At 53.1% G+C, this 20442-nt stretch carries 17 protein-coding genes; 5 read left to right on the forward strand and 12 right to left on the reverse strand.

Features of this window, described 5'->3' with window-relative positions:
• The 5 genes from M0P74_16655 to M0P74_16675 form a co-directional block, all read right to left on the reverse strand.
• Positions 1–195: hypothetical protein (locus M0P74_16655; protein ID MCK9365218.1), on the reverse strand; the 195-nt coding region annotated here is incomplete at its 3' end.
• A gap of 45 nt (positions 196–240) precedes the next feature.
• Positions 241–519 (reverse strand): hypothetical protein, encoded by a 279-nt coding sequence (locus tag M0P74_16660; protein ID MCK9365219.1) that lies wholly within the window; start codon positions 517–519, stop codon positions 241–243.
• Positions 520–557: 38 nt separating this feature from the next.
• Positions 558–932 carry a desulfoferrodoxin gene (locus M0P74_16665; GenBank protein MCK9365220.1) on the reverse strand — a complete coding sequence of 125 codons (375 nt, stop codon included), beginning with the start codon at positions 930–932 and terminating at the stop codon, positions 558–560.
• A gap of 117 nt (positions 933–1049) precedes the next feature.
• On the reverse strand, positions 1050–1202 hold the full coding sequence (locus M0P74_16670; protein ID MCK9365221.1) for a DUF3309 domain-containing protein: 153 nt from the start codon (positions 1200–1202) through the stop codon (positions 1050–1052).
• Entirely contained in the window at positions 1132–1530 is a 399-nt protein-coding gene (locus tag M0P74_16675; GenBank protein MCK9365222.1) for a CsbD family protein, read from the reverse strand. The genes M0P74_16670 and M0P74_16675 overlap by 71 nt, the downstream gene beginning before the upstream one ends.
• A 1179-nt stretch (positions 1531–2709) precedes the next feature.
• On the opposite strand from M0P74_16675, the gene M0P74_16680 reads away from it, so the two are divergent.
• Positions 2710–2850: a PQ-loop domain-containing transporter gene (locus M0P74_16680; GenBank protein ID MCK9365223.1), complete on the forward strand. Its 141-nt coding sequence runs from the start codon at positions 2710–2712 to the stop codon at positions 2848–2850.
• A gap of 59 nt (positions 2851–2909) precedes the next feature.
• Here the strand turns inward: M0P74_16680 and M0P74_16685 are convergent, their stop codons facing one another.
• A complete protein-coding gene (locus M0P74_16685; protein MCK9365224.1) occupies positions 2910–5366 on the reverse strand; it encodes a plasma-membrane proton-efflux P-type ATPase in 2457 nt (818 codons plus the stop codon).
• A 405-nt stretch (positions 5367–5771) separates the two neighbouring features.
• Between M0P74_16685 and M0P74_16690 the strand changes: the two genes are divergently transcribed.
• From M0P74_16690 to M0P74_16705, 4 genes are all read left to right on the forward strand, one after another.
• The gene (locus tag M0P74_16690; GenBank protein MCK9365225.1) at positions 5772–6323 is read left to right on the forward strand and encodes a reverse transcriptase domain-containing protein; all 552 of its coding nucleotides are present in this window, start codon (positions 5772–5774) and stop codon (positions 6321–6323) included.
• 13 nt (positions 6324–6336) lie between these two features.
• A complete protein-coding gene (locus M0P74_16695; protein MCK9365226.1) occupies positions 6337–8079 on the forward strand; it encodes a diguanylate cyclase in 1743 nt (580 codons plus the stop codon).
• 35 nt (positions 8080–8114) lie between these two features.
• Positions 8115–9767, forward strand: coding sequence for a CHASE domain-containing protein (locus tag M0P74_16700; protein MCK9365227.1), 1653 nt, complete (start codon positions 8115–8117; stop codon positions 9765–9767).
• Between the two features lie 119 nt (positions 9768–9886).
• Positions 9887–13324, forward strand: a complete 3438-nt coding sequence (locus tag M0P74_16705; protein MCK9365228.1) for an EAL domain-containing protein — start codon at positions 9887–9889, stop codon at positions 13322–13324.
• Positions 13325–13394: 70 nt separating this feature from the next.
• Here the strand turns inward: M0P74_16705 and M0P74_16710 are convergent, their stop codons facing one another.
• From M0P74_16710 to M0P74_16735, 6 genes are all read right to left on the reverse strand, one after another.
• The gene (locus M0P74_16710; GenBank protein ID MCK9365229.1) at positions 13395–13745 is read right to left on the reverse strand and encodes a metalloregulator ArsR/SmtB family transcription factor; all 351 of its coding nucleotides are present in this window, start codon (positions 13743–13745) and stop codon (positions 13395–13397) included.
• Between the two features lie 65 nt (positions 13746–13810).
• Entirely contained in the window at positions 13811–14713 is a 903-nt protein-coding gene (locus tag M0P74_16715) for a thioredoxin domain-containing protein (protein ID MCK9365230.1), read from the reverse strand.
• A gap of 269 nt (positions 14714–14982) precedes the next feature.
• Positions 14983–16059: a DUF362 domain-containing protein gene (locus tag M0P74_16720; GenBank protein ID MCK9365231.1), complete on the reverse strand. Its 1077-nt coding sequence runs from the start codon at positions 16057–16059 to the stop codon at positions 14983–14985.
• A 109-nt stretch (positions 16060–16168) separates the two neighbouring features.
• Positions 16169–16738, reverse strand: a complete 570-nt coding sequence (locus M0P74_16725) for a flavodoxin family protein (protein ID MCK9365232.1) — start codon at positions 16736–16738, stop codon at positions 16169–16171.
• Between the two features lie 88 nt (positions 16739–16826).
• Positions 16827–17231 (reverse strand): YbgC/FadM family acyl-CoA thioesterase, encoded by a 405-nt coding sequence (locus M0P74_16730; protein MCK9365233.1) that lies wholly within the window; start codon positions 17229–17231, stop codon positions 16827–16829.
• 72 nt (positions 17232–17303) lie between these two features.
• Complete coding sequence (locus tag M0P74_16735; GenBank protein MCK9365234.1) at positions 17304–19844, reverse strand: PAS domain S-box protein; 2541 nt, start codon at positions 19842–19844, stop codon at positions 17304–17306.
• Positions 19845–20442 lie beyond the last annotated feature (598 nt).

Below are 20442 nucleotides of genomic sequence, written 5' to 3' on the forward strand. Positions count from 1 at the left end.
GCCTCGCGGATTGGCCCGAAGCGAGTTTTGATTATCGGAAAGCGCGACGCCCTGGTTCGTGGTGAGCTCGGGGTGCTCTCCACCAGCGATCTGATGCAGCTCGCCGCCGGCAGTCACTCGTGAGTGTTTGTTGGGAGTCGAACCCTTTTTCCGTTTATGTTTTCCGGAATTACCCGTCGTCTTTTGTTTGCTCATGAACGATCTCCTTAAGTGTGTTAGTTTGTAACGCCACCCTGCCGGCTATTGTCGCGTGACGTCAATTTCGATGGGCCGCATCTCCTCCCGAATCATCCCGGTCCGGAGGAACCACCGGGCCAAGTCCTTGCTCTTCCCCAGGATGGTGCGCAGTCGACTCTCTATTCCGCCGTTTTGCCGCCAAGGTGTTCGCTGTCCGTCTCCGCTTCGGCGCGGGTATGACGGCGAGCCATTCCATAGTCTTTTTTCCAAAGGCCCGACGATGGCCATTCTGCAGAGAGGGAAAAGATTCGCACATGCCTTGACGCAAGTGAGACAGGGCATATGCATCTCCTCTTTATATTCCCGATAACTTTATCGGTTTACAGTTTCCAGAGTCCGTGGAGATTGCAGTATTCCCGTGCCGTAATCTTCGCTGCCTCTACGGGGAAAATCGCCTCCGGCGCTTGACCCGGCGCAAGGAACTGGCGATACGCTTTACCATCGGCGATAATCTCGATCCACTCGATGTAATGCTTCTCCTCCATGGGGTGGGCGATACTTCCTATCTTCACCTTTACGCCGCCCGCCACTTTTTCTACGACAGGAACATGCTTTTCCTTAGCCGCATCCATTGTGTTTTCCTTCATCAGCTTCATGGGCTGACCGCAGCATACCAGCTCACCCGCTCCCCCGTGCAGGACTTCCACGATATTGCCGCAAACCTCGCATTTGTATATTTCGTCTCTCTTTGCCATGATGAACCTCCGTCCCTTTCGTTTAAGTGTTTTTTCAGTTCAATGTCCCCTCCCTTTTTAAAAGAGGGGGGGGAACATAGACGAATTCAAAGTGATTTCTCGTGCACCAAACTCACTTCAGATCCGCCCCATCAGCACCAGGATGATCAAAATCAGAAGAATCAATCCAAGTCCACCGCTGGGATAGTATCCCCAACTCCTACTGTGAGGCCAGGTGGGCAGTGCGCCGACGAGGACGAGTATCAAAATAACGATCAGTATCGTACCCATGTTTTTCCTCCTTTTCTGTTGTTTGACTTTCTTGTTTCTTAGCCAACAAAGGCCGCCCGTAGGGAGCAATAAAGGCCATTGCCATAATATCCTTCTGTATTGTCATTATTTCGCATATACAACTGACAATTTTTGCCAATTCGACACCATCTTTATATTCCAGCTCGGCTTTGTCCCTAATACATCCATATTGCTTCCGTAATAGCCCCAAAAGTTTCTCGCCTTTTCCTTCGATCTTGCCAAGATCGTTATCAGTGAGTTTGCCCCACTTCTCTTTAACCCTCTCCTTGATCTCCAGCCATTTCCCTTTCAGAATATCTTCATACATGTTCCTCCTCCTTTCTGGCTGAAGTTGTCGCTTATTGCCATCCTAATCCCGGAGTTCGTTCTGATGACGCTCGGACGGAATCTCCAGCAGTTGGACGATAAATCGCGGTTTGTATTCGATTCTCTGTGTATCGTTCCTGAGAGCCTGGCTGAAAAAGCCTTCTATGTGAGCCTGAAGCTGCTGCTATCCCTGATCAGATGTCTGTTGATTCATGGTAATTACCTTCCTTTCTTAAACGGGTCTCAGAAATCCCGGATGGAGAATGGTCGCCACCATTCTCCATCCGGGAAAGGATAACGGTCGCCTATTTCACGATTAGATTATTCTTTATGGATTTGACCCCTTTGACGCTCCTTGTGATTTCACCCGTTTTATCGACGGCCTTTTGAGTATTAACGAAGCCACTCCGTACGTTTGTGGTGAAATGGTTAGTACGAATCCAAATAGCTACAACAGTCTCCACCTCCCAATGACTCTGACCTGCACGATGATAATGGCAATGACCAGCAGGATGTGATAAAAGAACCCATCGTATGGCTGCCCACCAGCCCCAGCATCCACAGAATTTCATATACAACAGCAATCGTCTACAACATTGAGCTCACCTTTCAGACTGATCATTTTCACTCCCGGCTATTGCATCACCATACCAGTCATCATTGATCATACAGTCGACGATCAGAACTTCCTTTTGGTTCAGATGATCACAAACATAACATATAACGGCAAAAGACATACCAATAGCCGAAAAAATTAGAACTTTAGATTAATCATTTAATAACAACTTGTTAGATTAACGGGAGGGACAGCGTAAAAGTATGAGATGATTCGTGCGGCCTCGATATTTGGTGGAACCTCAACATATTGAGGGATACTTTGAAAAAATATTCACCGCTCCCTCACTGGAGTGACCGTGACATAGGCCAGACGCTCGATGATAGTGTCGCCCGATACCATCGGCCGATGTTCTGTTGGGTTGGGTAAATTATGCATCGAGAGACAGTGCTCTGACGATTGGCAAACAGGTGTTTTGATGAAATAGTGTCTGTCTATATTCCATCCAAAGTCAACTCCATGTTTGTGCAATTGATTTTTATACAATGATGTAAATCCCCCTTCCTTGGAGTATAGAGACAATAAAGCACGTCGTGGCTATAACAGAAAAGCGGGAGAAAACACTTGGACTGGAAGGAACTGATCGGATTTGTTGGCGGATTTCTAACGACTATGGGAATGGTCCCACAGGTATGGCGGCTTTTCAAGCTCAAGAGCGCCCATGAGATAAGCCTAACCCTCCATGACATGGAACAGGTTCACTAGCCGCGCCAATACAACGCTTCTCGGCACATCGTCTTTTGCGAACGCTGCTCGACCGAAATCTATGCCGCCGCTGCGGGAACGAGCCATTTGATCATCGCTACTTTCACGGCGTCGTTCACGACAAGGCACGAGACCATCGCATAGATGAAAATTGCGAGCGTCTGCCACCACGGCAACGGCAGGAGTCCCGGGAGACCGACGAACGTCAGGACGGTGCCCGTGAGCGCATCCGCGATGATGGCCGCCACGAGGGTCTTGCTGGGCATCGTCGCCCAGAACCAGTGGCGTTCCCGCGCGGACACGATGGAGAATGCCGCAAAGTAGAGCAGCGTCAGGAAGCTGAAGGTGTAAAGGGCATTGTCGTTCGCCGCCAGACCGAAATGCGACCAGCCGATGTACAAGAGGAGGAGCGCCTCCGCGACCATCGCGACGCCCAGCGCCACGGACACGGTGATGAAGCCGCCGATGTTCCATGTCTCCGGTTTCCTGGACGATCGAACGTGGTCGGTGGCAAGGGCGATCTTCGCAAAGTCCGTCATGAAGACCAGGAGCAGCATCGCAAAGGCGGAAACGACGAACTTGCCGGTCGCTACGAATGCGATGGCCACGAAGGCCGCCTTAAGGATCGTCCGGCTGATCTTGTTGATAATCCACGTCAGGATGCGCTGGTAGATCGTCCGTCCCTGCTCGACCAACGCCACAATGTTCGTCAGCCCCGGTTCGGTCAGGACGACGCTCGCGGCGCCCTTGGCAACGTCGGTAGCGGTGCTGACGGCGATGCCCACTTCCGCCTGGCGCAGTGCGGGCGCATCGTTGACGCCGTCGCCCGTCATGCCGGTCACATGTCCCGCGGCTTGCAGGTGCTGCACCACGATGTATTTGTCCTCCGGATAAACTTCGGCGAAACCATCGGCGCCCGCCAACAAGTCCACCGCTTCGCTGCCGGCCTGGGCGCTTGCGGCCTTCAGGTCCGCCACGCGCCGGATGTTTTGCAGTCCCACTCCCTGCGCGATCTCACGCGCAACTGCCAGTGCGTCGCCGGTGAGCATCTTTACCGGAACACCGAGGTCGCGGAGCGTGGCGATGAGCTGTTTGGCGTCCGGCCGGGGTGGATCATATAGCGTCACCAATCCAACCAATGCGGGGACCCCCGTCTCGGCGCCGCGCGCCACCGCCAGCGTCCGATATCCCTTCAGCGCCGATTCGCTGACCTGCGCTTCCAATGTCTCGATCGCCGGAGGCGCAAGTCCGCAGGCCTCGGCTACGGTTCGCACGGCGCCTTTCATCACGCGCAGCCGCTGCCTGTTCTGCTCTACCACGGCTTCCGTCCGCCGGTTTTTCGCATCGAAGGGCGAGAAGGAGACGGGGGTGATCTTGGGAAGGCTGTCGAAAATATGCCGCTCTTTTGCCGCGGCGAGAAACGCTATGTCGATTGGATCCTGGTTGGCTTCCTGGGACGCGAGCGCGCCGGCGAACAGCACGTCGGCTTCCGTCGCATGTTCCAGCGGGATCACGCCGGTGACGGCCAGTTGGTTCATCGTGATCGTGCCCGTCTTGTCCACGCAGAGCACGTCCATCGTTGCGGCATCCTCCGCGGCGCTGAGGCGCGTGACCAATACGCCGCGCTTCGCCAGCTCCTTCGACCCGAAGGCCATGCTGACGGTGAACATGACGGGGAGGGCGACCGGCACCGCGCTCATCAACAAGACGAGCATGAGCGGGATCATCTCGATGAGGGGCACGTGGCGGATCAGCGACAGGACGATTACTGCGCCCAGCAGCGCACCGACGATGATGAAGAGCCAGCGGACCAGCTTGGCCACAACCGCTTCGATGTGCAGCTTCGGACGCGCCTCCTGCACGAGTTCCGTGGTGCGGCCGAAGTAGGTCTGCGCCCCGGTCAGCATGACCACGCCGTTGCCTTCTCCCCGGCGGACGACGGATCCCGACGAGAGCACTCCGCCTGGGGCTATAGCGACATCCATCGACTCGCCGGTGAGGGCCGACTGGTCAATGCTCAATGTCCCGGTGAGAAGTTTCATGTCCGCCGGAACGATGTCACCTGGGCGTACACGGACGATGTCGCCGGGGACCAGCTCCCGGGCCGGGATGACCTGCCAGCTCATGTCGCGCAGCACGCGCGCGCTGACCTGCAACCGTCGCCGCAGCGTTTCGACGACGCCGGCGGCGCGGTGCTCTTGCGCAAAGCTCAATACGGCATTGACGACCAGCAGCGCACTGACCACAGCGAGGTCCGAGTATTTCCGGAGGACGGCCGACAGGACCATGATCAGTTCGAGCATCCACGCCGACACGCCCCAGAATTTGCCAAGAAATTTGAGGAGGGGGCGCCCTCGTCGCTCGGTCACCTCATTGTAGCCGTGCTCCTTCCTGCGGGCGTCCACCTCCGCGCGCGTGAGACCTGCCTCCGGGTTCGCGCGGAGCGTCGCGAGCGTATCGGAAACAGACGTGGAAGCGAGGTCTGGTTCCTTCTTATAGGATGGCAATGAGCTCAAGATCAGGCACCTCCGGTAATTGTGACAGCCCGACGCATGAAGAGATTTCGCAGCGCGAAGCTAAGAACCGCTTTGTTCAAACCCTATGGAAGGGTTTTGTAAGTCTTTGAATTTTAAAATCGCATATGTTTATTTCGGACTACTATGGAAGAATTTTTCCATGAAATCAAGAAAATAATCAAAGGATGCAAGATATCTCTTGACAAGCCAAAACAGCTCCCCTACACTCCAAGTGTCGAAAAGCACTATCTTAGTGCACCAGGAAAAGCTTGGCGAATCCAGTTGGTTGAGAACCCAATCTGACAAAGTTAGCCGACCGTCAGAACCTAGTTTTGTACCGTTGAAGCCGGGTAATGCCGGTGGAGGGAAGGGGTTGACAGGCAGGTGTATCGGGGAGGGGAAACAATGCAGGACACAGAGCCTATAAAAGCATTGTCAACGGAACTAAATCGGCTATCAGAGATTGCGGCAGGAGATTCAAAGGTTAAATTCACTTCATTAGCCCACCTATTGACCGAAGAATTTCTGAAGGATTGTTATCGCGAGTTGAACCATCAGGCAGCAGCGGGAATAGACCGGGTGAATTATGCAACCTACGGAGAGGATCTGGAGGGAAACATAACAGACCTGGTAAAGCGGCTGCGGAAAAAGCGGTACAGGGCGAACGACATTCGCCGGGTATGGATACCGAAGCCGGATGGAAGGCAGCGGTTTTTAGAAATTCCTGTTCTGGAGGACAGGATTGTACAGAGAGGAGTGGCGAAGATACTGAGCGCCATTTATGAACAAGACTTTCTGGACGTATCCTATGGGTTCCGGGAGGGGAAAAGCGGGCACGATGCGCTTAAGACGCTTGAGTTGAGCATTATGAAAGACGGGGCGAAGTATCTGTTAACGGAGAACACAAACATTGACTTACAGCGTCGGAAGAAACTGAGCTACTCGACTCAAAAATAAAACTATGCGCTGGATGCTGAGTGTAAAACTGGTATTGGGCATCGCGGTCATCATGACCGCTACCATGGGCTCGGCCCTCCTCCTGCTGACCATCAATACCCGTAACCTGATGATGGAGGACTTCAGTCGCTCCGCTATCCACCTCAGTGATGTGGCCGATGCCGGTCTGGAAAATGCCATGATCTCCCGGAAACAGGAAGAGATCGCGAACATAATGCAGGCCATCGGTCGCCGCGAAGGAATTGAGGGCGGGGCCATCTTCGACGCACGGGGCGAGATCAAATATTCCATCGACCCCGAAGAGGTGGGGCGCATCCTCACTGAGGACGATCCCACTTGCCGCCTGTGTCATGGCGCCACCCCCAAGGACCGGCCACAAACGATCATCTTGCCATCCAAACAGGGCGTGCCCATGCTGAGGGTGGCCCGGCCCCTGTATAACCAGCCTCGCTGCCAGGGCTGCCACCGGGAACGGAAGTTGGGGATGCTGGTTATCGATTTCTCCCTGGCCGGCGCCGAACGGAAGACGATGGCCGTGATAAGCAAACAGCTCCGTTGTACATTGACGGTTGCGGTCATCATCATCGCAGCGCTGATAGGCTTTGTGTATCTGATGGTCACCCGGCCGCTGGCGCACTTCGTCCGGATTATCCGGGCTATCAACGAGGGCGATCTGAACCGGCGGGTGAACCTGAGCCGCAAAGACGAGATCGGAGAGCTGGCCGCGTCTTTTGACGGCATGGTGCAGCGGATCAACGCCCACACCCGGGAACTTGAGGCGCTCAACGACATGGCGACCACGGTGGGCAAATCCCTCGATTTGCAGGAAATCCTGCCGCAGGTGGTTGAAAAGGTGTGTCGGCTAAGCGGAACAGAGGGCGCGGCCATTCACTTGCCGGATGAGCGGACAGGCGAGTTGGTTCTGGCCGCTTCCCACGGCATTCCCCCCCCGATACTGGAGAGACTGGTCCCTTTGAAGCCAGGCCAGAGTGTTGCCGACTGGTTCGCCGAGACAGGGAAACCGTTCCTCGAAGTGGAGAACACGGCAACTGATCCTCGCGCTGAGGCCGGATTAGGGGGATGGAGGTCGCTGGTCGTCGTGCCGCTGCGATTCGCCGGCAAAATGGTTGGCGCCTTGGGTACGGGAAACGTCACGCAGCGCCGTTTCACGCCCGGGGAGGTGGCGTTGTTCCAAGCCATCGGCAACCAGTTGGGGGTGGCTATCGAAAACGCCCGGCTCCACGCGGAAATGCAGCGCCTCTCCCAAACAGATCCGCTGACGGGTCTCTTTAATCGGCGCGGGTTGGATGAGCGGATGCAGATCGAGATACTACGGGCAAAGCGCTACCGGCATCCCCTGTCGGTGGTTATGATCGACATTGATCACTTCAAAAACTATAATGACGCGCACAGCCATCTTGAAGGCGATGTAATCCTGAAGCAAGTCGCCGAACTTTTTCGAATCCACGTGCGTGAAACCGATGTTGTCGCTCGCTTCGGCGGTGAGGAGTTTTTGATACTTCTGACGGAGACCGCGAAGGCCGAGGCCCTGGAAGTCGCAGAAAAAATCCGTGCCGCGGTTTCGGTGCGGCCCTTCCTGCATGCCGGGACCCAGCCCGAAGGCAAACTGACAATCAGCCTGGGGGTAGCGACTTCTTCTGCGGATTTGTCTGAGGCGCAAGAATTGATAGACAAGGCCGACCATGCCCTCTATGGCGCCAAAAACGCCGGGCGCAATCGAGTGCGGGAAGCGTGACGTTGGATGTTGATCTAAAAAAAGGAGGGCTGAAAATGATGCTTTCTTTTAAAAACAGACAAGATATATTCCGCATCACCGCCTGGATGATAATCCTCGGCGGCTTGCTGCTTACGGCCACAGCTTTCGCGGTAGTCCGCAACTGGGATCGTCAAAGGCTGCGGGCAAACTTTGAACATGCGGCAGAAAACCGCTCTGCTGCTGTAAAAAGAGAAATTGCGTCTGACATAGAAGTACTTTTATCCGTCAGGGCTTTTTACCTGCATGCAAAAGTTGTTACCAGATCAGAATTCCACACCTTTACAGAATCGGTCATGTCGCAACAGACTGGCATTCAAGCTTTTGTATGGCTACCGCGGGTACCTTATTCTCAGCGCGAAAAATACGAAAAAGCAGCCAGGAGGGATGGTTTCAAAGATTTCCAGATTACCGAACCGTCAACCCAGGGTAAGATGGCAAAGGCCGGCAAGAGGGATGAATACTTTCCCGTTTATTTTGTTGAACCCTATAAGGGTAATGAATTTATTTTAGGGTATGACCTGACTTCTGACCCTTTACGCAAGGAAGCATTGGATCGATCATACGACACGGGAGGGATAGCGGCCACCGCCCGGATAACACTGGTACGGGACAAGAAGGAACAAGCCGGTTTTTTGGTTGTTGCCCCGGTATATCAGCAGGATATGCCGGCCGCTGCGCCTCAAGCCCGGAAAGACAATATTCGGGGCTTTGCACTGGGCGCCTTTCGGGTTGGTGATGTTGTCGAGCGGGCCTTGACGTACCTGGACCCGGAGGGCATCGATGTTTATCTCTATGATAACTCCGCACAGGGTAAAGAGCGTTTTCTTTATTTTCACCCGGCGCGCACAGGGCAAACGACAGACTTATTGCGCAATGAAAAAGCAGTGCCCGATGGCAGCCTCAAAATCGCCAGAACACTCAAGGTCGCGGATCGCGAATGGCAGGTTCTGTGCGTGGCAACGCCCGCTTACGTTGCCCGCGGAATGACGTGGCAGCCCTGGGGGGTATTGTTGGCCGGACTGCTTTTGTCTGGGTTACTATCCGGTTTTTTGCCTGTGGTGGCCAGGCGCGCTGAAAAAATAGCCAACAGCAATAAACTGCTCCAGCAGGAAATCACCGTGCGCAAATCGGTGGAGGAGGCGCTACAGAAGAGCGAAAATAGATACCGTGAGCTCAGTATTGTCGATGGCCTCACCCAGCTCTACAATTCCCGGCATTTTTACTTTCAGCTTAAAATCGAATTAGACCGGTCGAACCGCTATGGGCAGCCTTTGACCCTGCTGCTTCTTGATCTCGACAATTTCAAACACTTCAACGACGCTTACGGCCATGTCGCGGGAGACCAGGTCTTGATGCGACTTGGCCAGGTGGTGAAACGATGCCTGCGCGAGACGGATTTCGCTTATCGTTATGGCGGCGAAGAATTCACCATCCTCCTGCCCATGACAACAAGCGCGGATGGCGCCGTAACAGCGGAAAGGATCCGGACGGAGTTCAAGAAGGAGACTTTTTCCCCGGCGCCGGGTCAGGACGTTCATAAGACGGTGAGCATCGGTCTTGCGCAGTACAGGACAGCGGAAGAGATGAAGGCCTTCGTTCACCGGGTTGACCAGCTCATGTATCAGGCGAAGAAGGAGGGGAGAGACAGGTTTTGCTCTGAATCATAGCATCAAGAACAATTCAACTCGTAATCATTGCCCTAAAAGGATATTTATTTTATGATGTTTAAGAGTAGAGGATAAAAGCCGACACCCATCGGGGGTGGCTAATGGGGAGACATTGAATCATGAAAACCCAGACGCAACCATTATTAATTGTACAATTCCGCATGCTTCGCATTCTTATGATTTCCCTTTTATGTGCAGGATTTGCTTTTCAATCCCCCCTATCCCCGGCTTTTGCTGAAAAAAGCCCTGATGAAATTGTTGCCGGGGTCCATAGAAACTATCCCCCCCAATATTCCATTGACGAGAAGACAGGCAAACCTGAGGGTTTTGCTATCGACACCATGGATGAAATCGCCAAAGGAGCAGGACTGAAAGTCCGCTATATCCTATTCGATGAATGGCCTCCGATCGAACGAGCCCTGAAAGAGGGGCGCATAGACGTCATACCCAATATCGGCGTTGTCGAAGCGAGAAAAACGGGTATGGATTTCACGAGCCCGCTTGAGACGTACAATATCAGTATTTTCGTCCGCAGCACAACAACGGATATACAAGGCATCGATGACTTGCAGGGACGAAAAGTCGCCGTGGTTACCTACAATATAGGGCTTTCTCTTATTCAGGAATACGGGAAAGCAAAACCGGTAATTTCCCAATCTCTTGACGAAGCGTTATTGTCGCTGCTCTCGGGAAATACAGATGCCTTGGTCTATCCTGAACCGCCGGTTCTTCTTGTCGTGCGCAAAAGCCAGATTGAGGAGCGTATCAAAACGGTCGGGAATCCTCTGATTGAAGTCAAACGCGCCATCGCCGTAGGGAAAGGGAAAACGGAACTGCTCAATAAACTTGATAAAGAGGTCAACGCGTTTGTTGCCACCCCCGCGTACGCGAAAATTTACGCCCGCTGGTACGGCACTCCTGAACCATACTGGGATGCCCGCCGCGTGTTGATCCTGGCGGGGGTTGTTCTTGCCCTGGTCATCGTTATACTTGCGGTATGGCGTTATCTTTCCCTGATGCGCCTGAACAGGGATTTGAAATATTCTCTTGAGGAGCAAAAAAAAGCTGAGAAGGCGCTGAGCAATAGTAAAGGCCTCCTGCACACGCTGGTGCAGACTATCCCCGACCTGATCTGGCTGAAGGACAAAGATGGCGTCTATCTCTCCTGCAATTCCATGTTCGAACGTTTTTTCGGCGCCGGGGAAGCTGACATCGTCGGGAAAACCGATTACGACTTTGTAGACCGGGAACTTGCCGATTCCTTCCGCGAGCATGATCGTAAGGCCATGGCGGCGGGGAGGCCCACTAGCAACGAAGAATGGCTCACCTTCGCAGACGATGGCCATCGTGCCCTTACGGATACCATCAAGACGCCAATGTACGATGCCGGAGGAACGCTCCTCGGCGTGCTGGGTATCGGGCGCGACATCACCGAGCGCAAACGGGCGGAGGAGGAGCTGCGCGAGAACCAGGCGCGGCTCGACCTGGCGCTACGGTCAGCCGGCATGGGTGTGTGGCGCTTTGATATCATCGAGAACAAACGCTATTTTGACGACCAGGTCTGTCATTTTCTGGGCATCAACCCCGCGACGTTCACCGGGGCCGCAGAGGAGTTCTATGGGGCGGTACATCCTGACGATCGGGAGACGATCAAAGCGGCGCTGGCCCGGACTATAGAGCAGGATGTGCTGTACGAACCGGAGTACCGCGCGGTCTGGCCGGACGGGAGCGTCCATTATATCACTGCCCGTGGCAGGTTGATTCGCGATGATAAGGGTCTGCCGCTTAGGATCAATGGCGTCGTCTGGGACGTCGCCGACCGCAAGCGGGCGGAGGAAAAGTTGCGACTGAGCGAAGAGCGGTTCAGGCGTATTTTTGATGAAGGACCTTTCGGGCTGGTTTTAGCAAATCCGGACTATACAATTGTCACGGCGAATAAAGCGTTCTGCGGGTTGTTGGGGTATAGCGAACAGGATCTTACCGGTCAAAATCTCATAAATCTCACCTGCGAAGAAGACAGAGAGGAGAGCCGAGAAATTTCAAGACAATTATTTGCAGGCGGCATCCCCGTGTCTCGCTCGGAAAAGCGGTATGTCAGAAAGGATGGCGGAATTGTGTGGGCTAAGCTTACCATCTCTCCCATCCATGGAAATGAAGGTCACGTACTCTACACTCTCGCTATCATTGAGGACCTCACGGAAATCAGGAAGTCGGCAGACAAGATTCACCGGCTGGCTTATTATGACAGCCTGACCGGGTTGCCGAACCGCGTATTTTTAAAAGATTTGCTTAAAGGATCAATTAACCATGCCCAGCGCCGTAAAGAGCTATTTGCCCTGATTTACATCGGATTGGATAATTTTCAGCGGATTAACGATACGCTCGGACATATAAGCGGAGATCTCCTTTTGAAGGCCGTTGCCGACAGGCTTACCAACTCTTTGCGAAAAAGCGACTACGTGGCCAGATCAGATGGAAGTGAAACAGTGAATGTTGTATCTCGGATGGGTGGAGACGAGTTTATCGTATTGGCGCATGATCTCAACCAGCCTCAGGACGCCGCAAGAACGTCCCGTCGCTTACTCGAGGAAATATCCGCCCCCTATGACCTGAGCGGTCGCGAGGTATTTATAACCGTCAGTATCGGCATTTCCTTGTATCCTGATGATGGAACGGATATTGACGACCTCCTGAAAAACGCCGAAAAGGCCATGAGACACACAAAGAGCGAAGGGAAAAACAACTATCACTTTTACTCAGCATCGATGCATTCCTCAGTTCTGGAACTCCTGACGCTGGAAAGCGACCTGCACAAGGCCCTGGAGCGGGGCGAACTAGTGCTCTACTACCAGCCGAAGGTGGATGCGGCAACGCGAATGGTTAAAGGAATGGAGGCGCTGATCCGCTGGAAGCATCCCGATCGGGGATTGATTCCGCCCCTGCAGTTTATTCCCCTGGCCGAAGCAAGCGGCCTCATCATCCCTATCGGAGAGTTTGTCATACGTACCGTCTGCGGGCAAATTAAAACATGGCAGGAAGCCGGTTGCCAACGGATAAACATTGCCCTGAATTTGTCGAGCCGCCAGTTTGATCAACCGAACTTGATAGAAATAGTTAAGGAGGCATTACAGGGCACCCTGATTTCTCCGCAGTGCCTGGAGTTGGAAATAACGGAAAGCGTCATTATGCGGAACCCGGAGAAGGCTATTCGGACCCTGACTGAACTAAAAGCGCTGGGGATACAGATTGCGATTGATGATTTCGGCACGGGATATTCATCCTTGAGCTATTTGAAGCGGCTGCCGCTGGATTTTTTGAAGATAGATCAGTCCTTTGTCCAGAACTTGGCGTCCGACCCCAGCGATCAGGCAATCATCAGGGCGATTATCGCTATGGCTCACAGCCTGAATCTGAAGACCATTGCCGAAGGTGTGGAGACGGAGGAGCAGTTGTCCTTTCTGCAGGAACATGGATGCGACGAAATCCAGGGCTACTTGTTCAGCCGGCCTTTGCCGGCAGAGGAGATCCCGGGGATCTTAAGGAAGCCCCGGCTCTAACATTGTCAGATCCGGAACTGGAAAACGTTGGCCGCCAATGGTCTTAAAAAAAATGCCAGGAATGAGCTTTTCATTCGCGGCAGCCGCAGATATAATTACGACGGATCCCGGCGCTCCTTTCCGTAAGCTCTTGAATCTGCGGATTGTTATCCAGCCAATGGCGCAGGTTGCCCAGAAGGCTCGCCGCATACGGGCTCCGGGTGCCGTCGGCCAGGAAGTAGTTCACCCAGAGGCCGTCTTTCTTGCGGCCTACGAGGCCCGCCTTCTCCAAGACTTTGAGATGCTTGGAGACCGTGGGCTGGGCGATCTCGAGCGCCGCCTGAATTTCGCAGACGCACATCTCCCGCTTCTGAAGCAGTTTCAGCAGCTTCACCCGATTAGGATCGGAAAGCGCTTTCATGACCTTGATAAACTCTTCCATGAAATTCTCCTGTCAGATTACTTAAAATCAATATGTTTCCGATCACTAATACTGCCAGCGGGGGATCAGACAACCCCCATCTTCGCGAGCTGCTCCTTGATTTTCTCCTCGCTCATGAAACCCTGATTGCGGAAGATCTCCTTGCCGGTGGCGTCGAAGAACACCACCGTGGGAATCAACTGAACCTTATATTCGGAAACCAGTTGCGGGTTGTTGTTAATGTCGATGATGAGAACCTCCAGCTTGCCCATATAGTCTTTGCGAATCTTTTGCAGGATTGGTCGAAGCTGACGACACGGGATGCAACTGTTGGAGCCTAAATCGACAACCATGGGTTTGCCGCCGGCCAGGGCCTTGCGGAAGTCGCCTTCCGATTGAGTTTCCATCTCGGGAGGGATGACGGCCAGTTTCTGAAGAGCCTTCTGGTTAATCTTGATGGTGGCGCCTTTACGCAGATCGTCGATCAGTCGCTCCGCCTCTTCACTCTGACGCTGCTGTTCGACCATCTGCCGGAGTAGCGCCATTGCCTCCTCCTTTTTGCGCCCGCCCAGCTGATCCTTGTAGGTTTCATAGATTTGGGCAAGTTCTTCGGGGGAAACTGGCGGCAGTGTCCCCATTTTTTTGTCGAGATAGGCTGTTATGATCAAGGTCTCCGCGTCCTGCGCTACACCAGGGGTGGACGCGCCATTTCCCGCAGGCGCAGCAATGCCTTCCTTCTTGGCCGCTTGCAGCAGCAGGGCTTTGTTGATGAGGATATCGAGCAATTTGCCGGGATTTTCCTTAGCCACCTCCCGGTAGTTGGGTTCGATCGTTTTCAGCTCCTTTTGGAAACCGGCGACGAGGATATTCTCGCCGTTTACCGTCGCGAGCGCCGGGTTTCCGAGGGGACCGATCGTAAAAAGATAGGCGACGACGGCGGCGATCATCACCACCAAAGCCAGGATTGAGATTTTAAATTTATTTGTCATCAAATGTCCTTTCAACTTGTTTTAATATCTTCAGGTGGGATACGCCGGAGTATCATAAGTTAACCTGTCCATTAAACCGGGAGCGTGGAAGGGAAACGGGGGGATCTCTACAATAAATCCCGAAAGCCCACGGATGTGCCGTCGGGGTCAACAGGGCCGAGCAGGCGCCCAAGATTTACTTTTCTGGAACGACCGTATATTTCTTCGCGGCTATATATTCGTGAAGATATCTTGTCAAGATATTCTTTCCGGACGTAGCATATCCAGATTTACATGGGCGGGCGCAGTGACATGGCCTTTTCCGGACAAATCTCCTGACAACAAAAGCAGGCGATGCATTTGTCGGCTGAAACTTCTGGAAAGTCTTTATTCATGGACAATGCGCCGACCGGACATTGCGCTATGCAGGCGCCGCATGCTGTACACAGCGCCGGATCGGCCTGGGGGCGTAGCGTCGTCCGGCTGTGCAAAAAATCCTGGACATTAACATTGCTGGCAATAGCGCTGCCGCTGAGCGGCGGCAACTTGAAGTCGGGTATGCGCAGCAACTTGCCATCTATCTGGATTTGTTCGATGTCAAAATTTCCCAGCCCGAGTTTTTTGGCCCACTGAAGAAAGGGGAGCTGCGCCGGCTCGCAACCCATCATATAGGCGACCACTGCATCCAGGGCGACCGCATTGTCGGAGGCCAGGATCAGACCGATGTCGCGCAGGTCTGGCGAAGCGGGGCCGTTGCCCTCCATGCCGACCACCGCATCCATGATGAACAAATCGGGCACGCGCAGCCGGAAAACTTCGACAACCAACTCCTGAAAACGCTTCGGGTTGCCGGCGGCCTTGTGCAGCATGGCTTTTTGAGCGCCGGGCAGGAAGCCATAGCTGTTTTTTATGGCGCCCGTCATCACCGTCAACCCATGGGTTTTGAATTTGGGCAGGCTGATGATCACGTCGGCATCGAGCACTGCCTGGGAGATGCTGACCTCGGGCATAAAGCTTTGGTTGAAAGCCACCTTGCGGGCGTCGTTGCCGATATTTTGATAGTATCCTTTGGCGGCAGCCATCAACCCGGTTTGCTTAAAACAGGCTTCGTTGGCGCCATATCCGAAAATACCGGGATTATCTCCGACCACAAGAGCGGCAGGCCCCATGCTTTCCACTTTTTCCACAACGGCCCTCAGTACGGCTGGATTGGTGACCACTCCTTCTTCCGCCGCCGACCCCCGCAGCAGGTTGGGCTTGATCAGCACCTTCTTGCCTTGCAGCGCCAAGGGGAAGAGCGCAAAAGCCTTATCAACAGCGGGTCTAACCGTGTCGTAGGCAGCGGGATGGATCATGACTCTGGGCATAACACCTCCTGTAACGGGCCTGTTCCCAAAAATATTGCGGCTTCAAGCCGAAAATTTTTGAGGCGGCCGTCCTTTATAGAGCTTCAATGTCGGGCATCGCCCTTAAAATTCATTCTGCGGCCAGTTTTTTCCCCAGAGCAAACGCCTCTTGCATCACTTTTTCGTTGGAGCGAATCTCTCCGGCATCCATGGCGCTGCCATAGACCATCCCGATAATCGGGGATTCCGTATAGCCATAGGCGTCCTGGAAAGTTCTTAAGGCATTGACGCAGCCGGATTTCACCGGATCTTCGTCGCCGTATGTCATGGCGATGGCAATCCTTTTTTCCCGGAAGGGATCGCTGTTATAGGCAGGAAGTGCAAAACACCTGTCCATAAAGATTTTGGTCTGCGCCGACATTGTGAACCAGTAAACAGGGCTGGCGATGACCCAGGCGTCAGCTTCAATAAGCTTCAAATAGATATCCTGCATATCATCCTGAATGGCACAGCCCTTGCTGCCTTTCTTCTGGCAACTCATGCAGGCTCTGCAGGGAGCGATATTCTTCCCCTGCAGGTAAATGGTTTCCACTATCTTCGCCTTTCCTGCCTTTGCTCCCTTGATGATCTGATCCGCCAAAATGGCGCTGTTGCCTTTTTTCCGCGGACTTCCCAAAAGTACCAGAACTTTTTTGCTCATAATGGCGCCTCCCAGTTTCTTTGTATTTTCATAGTTGGCTGATTGGTAAAACTTTTTCCCGGCAGATGCAAGATAAAGAATGGTTGATTTACGCCAATTGCACCTCGTCTGATTTTAATGCCTGCATCAGCTCTTTAGGAAACCGGCGCGCCTTTTGCCCAGGTCCGAGGCAGGCCAGCGTTACTCTTGCATCTACGAGCGTTTTCCCGTCTGCAACACGCACCACCTTTTGCTTCAGGGTGCAGGTTGCGCCGGCGATTTCCTGCACAGCGGTTTCAATCCGGATGAGATCATCCAGTATGGCCGGCGCGAGATAGTCGATCTCCAGCCGCATTACGGGTATCAGATATCCCTGTTTTTGGAGCGCCAGAACGGAAAAACCTCGTTCCCGCAGGAATTCCGATCGCCCCTGCTCAAGATAACGCAGGTAATTGGCGTAATAAACCACTCCGCCGGCATCCGTGTCTTCATAGTAAATCCGTTGTTCCGTCATGGCCGTTCCGTCAATTATGGGCAGTAAATAACCTCAACCTTTTTGCAGATCATTCCGTTTTGGACAGCGACTCTATTTTTGTTTTTCTGCCGCCTGTTTTATATCCATAGCTTTTCGCACAGCCAGCCCAAGCTTCTCTTTGATATAGGGTTTTCGCACGTAGGCTGCGGCTCCGAGCCCTGCGGCGACTTTCACCCTGTCTGACTCCGAAAAACCGCTCACGATAATCGCCTTCTGCCGGGGATGGATTTCGATGACTTGCCTGTAGGTCTCCAGCCCATCCATGCCCGGGTCCATGATCATGTCCAGAACCAGCAAATCCACTTCGCGCCCTTTCAGGTAATCCACAGCTTCTTCCCCGCCGGCAGCGCTTATAACCTGGTAGTTTAGCGTTCTGAGCATATTTGACGCCAACTCGCGCTGCTCTTTTACATCATCCACCACCAGAATGGTTTCACCTTTGCCCATGTATTCGGAAATTGCTGCAGCCGCGGCTTCAGTCGTGATTTCTTCCCTTGTTACCGGAAAATAAAGGGTAAAGACGCTCCCCTTTCCTGCTTCACTCTGCACATTGATGTAGCCATTGTGATCCTTAACGGTTCCCCAGACAACGGCCAGACCCAAACCTGTGCCGCTTCGGCCCATAATCTTCTTCGTGTAAAAGGGTTCAAATATCCTTTTCAGATCTTTTTCCGCTATTCCCTGACCAGTATCGGATACGGAAAGAACGACATAGTCTCCTTCGCGGATCTGGTCATAGCCATGAAGCGGTTTGTCCAGATACTGGTTGGTTGTCTTTATGGCAACTATGCCGCCTTTAGGCATGGCCTCACCCGCATTGGAAAGCAGATTGTAGAGCGACTTGCCGAGATGCACGGAAGATCCGGAGATGTTAAGCAGATCCGGTTCCAGATCGGTTTCGATTGTTACCGCGGGATGGTGGGCGGACAGATTCGCAAATTCCGGCGACTGTTGACAGTCAGCGATAATCTTGTTCAGGTTAAGAATGGTTCTACCCTGGACCCCCCTTCTGGCTAAGGTCAGCAGATCGTCCACGATCGCGGCCGCCTTCATGCCCCCTTTCATCACATTTTCCAAACTATGCCGGAGGGGGCTTGCTTTATCCACGCTTTCGAGGAGCAACTCGGAATAGCCGACGATAACGCCGAGGACATTGTTGAGATCGTGGGCGACCCCGCCCGCCAAAGTTCCCAGAGACTCCATCTTCTCCGCCCGCTGGAGACGTTCAACGAGGCTTCGTTTTTCCTCTTCCGTCTTCTTGCGCTCTGTAATATCTCTCGCAATGCCCCGAAATCCTGTGGGTTGCTCCTTGTTGTCCCGGATGAGTGATATGGAAACCTCGACATCTCTGCGGGAACCGTCTTTTCTGATAACCTGCCATTCAAAGTTTTTTATCGATTTGCCTGTTCGATAGACCTGGTTGTATGCTTGATAAGCCTTTTGGGCATTTTCCGCGTCCGCATACTGTCTGTTATTCATCCCCAACAACTCTTCTCTTGCATAGCCAAGCATCCTGCGCACGGGCTCGTTGAAAAAGGTGAAGCTTCCGTGCAGATCCACCTCATTATAACCGTCCTCAATATCCTCAATAATTGTTCTATACCTTTCCTCGCTTTGCTTGGTTGCTTCTTCCTCTTGCCGCAGGGTTTCCAGCAGGCGATTGAATCCGCCAATCAGTTCGCCGATTTCGTCTTTTCTGGTGACGACCAGAGGCGTCTTTGTATCGGACAGGGTTGCCAGTGTTTTAACCGTGGCAAACATCGGCGCCAGTTGTCTCCTTAATATCCACCAAAGCAGGCCGCCTGTGAGCAGGGTGAGGAACACCGCCGCCAATTGCCCGTGGAACAGCATTTTGCGGATAGGAGAGAAGGCTTCTTCAGTGGGCAGGAGAGCCGCCAAGCGCCAGCCTGAAACAGGAATGTTTTTGCCCGAGGCTATCACTTCTATGCCATAGGGATTGACGAAAACGGCAGAGCCGTCATATCCTTGAAGAAAACGATCCAGTTGGGGGTTGACGCCCGGGGCGGGGAGCGTTTTCATGATGCGACTCTTGTCAGTGGCAGTAACAATAAGCCGTTCCTGGGGGATAAGAAGCAGATAACCGCCGGTCTTGCCGTAGCGTTGCTCAGTTACCTGGTCTAAATAATTGGGCAGACGCAGGTCGGTTACCCCGCCAATTACGCCGATCACCTTTCCCTGTTTATCGTGAATAGGCGCCCCGATGACAAAGGCCGGCGCATGCATCAGCTTGCTCATGACCGGTCTGCCGAATGTTACCTTTCCTTCCCGGAGCGGGCCGATAACGTAATCCCTTTCGCTGAAATTTGCCCCAAGGCGCTTGGGTAGGTGCGGAAACTCGGCAATCACTGTTCCATCAAGACCTGCGACAGCGACGCCATTATTAAACAGGGAATAAAAAACCGGCTGGTCTTCCAGCATCGCCTGCAGGGCCTTGGGATTGCTGAGCATGGCCGGGGTAATTTTTGCGGCAATTGTTTGGAGCGCTTCCACACGGGCGCTGAATTCGGCATTTACCTCTTCGGCGATAAAAGAAACAGTTGCGAACTGTTGATCGTATAGTAGATTTTCCATATCCCCTTTTAGAACCTGGTTGGCATAAAAGACCAGCGACCAGAGGCCCAAAAGGAAAGTGACCAGCGTTAAGACAAGCAGCCTTGTTTTTAGCGACCGACAGCGAAAGATTGCACCAAAAGCCTCTCTAAGTCTATGTGAATTGGTCGCCATTTTTTACCGTAGCCTCTCTTTAATAAATTCTCCTATGGCTGACGATTCATATCACACTGATTGAGAGAATAAAATAATTGAATTTGGCATTGATAAACAAATACAAGGGTGCAATATTACAGGATACTGCAAAAAGCGCCTCGACCGTAAGAGCAAATGAACCCTCATGCTGACCTGAATGACAATGGGGAGTTAGCCGTAAGCTCCATCTCCCCATTGTCAAAGCAAAAAATTATATATCCATCGTTACGACGCCCTGAGCCTTCCCCACCGTACCGGGAAAACGATCAAGACCGTTCTGTAAAATATTTGCACAAGGGTAAACACCTTATTCTCTCGATCTTGCCCATCCTGGCTTCGATTCGCTTGCGCGAAACGGTAATGACGGTCTTGACCTCCATGGTGGCTATTACTCAAATGCTTATAATAACTTATCTTAGATCAC

Source organism: Syntrophales bacterium (assembly GCA_023229765.1).
Taxonomy (GTDB): domain Bacteria; phylum Desulfobacterota; class Syntrophia; order Syntrophales; family UBA5619; genus DYTH01.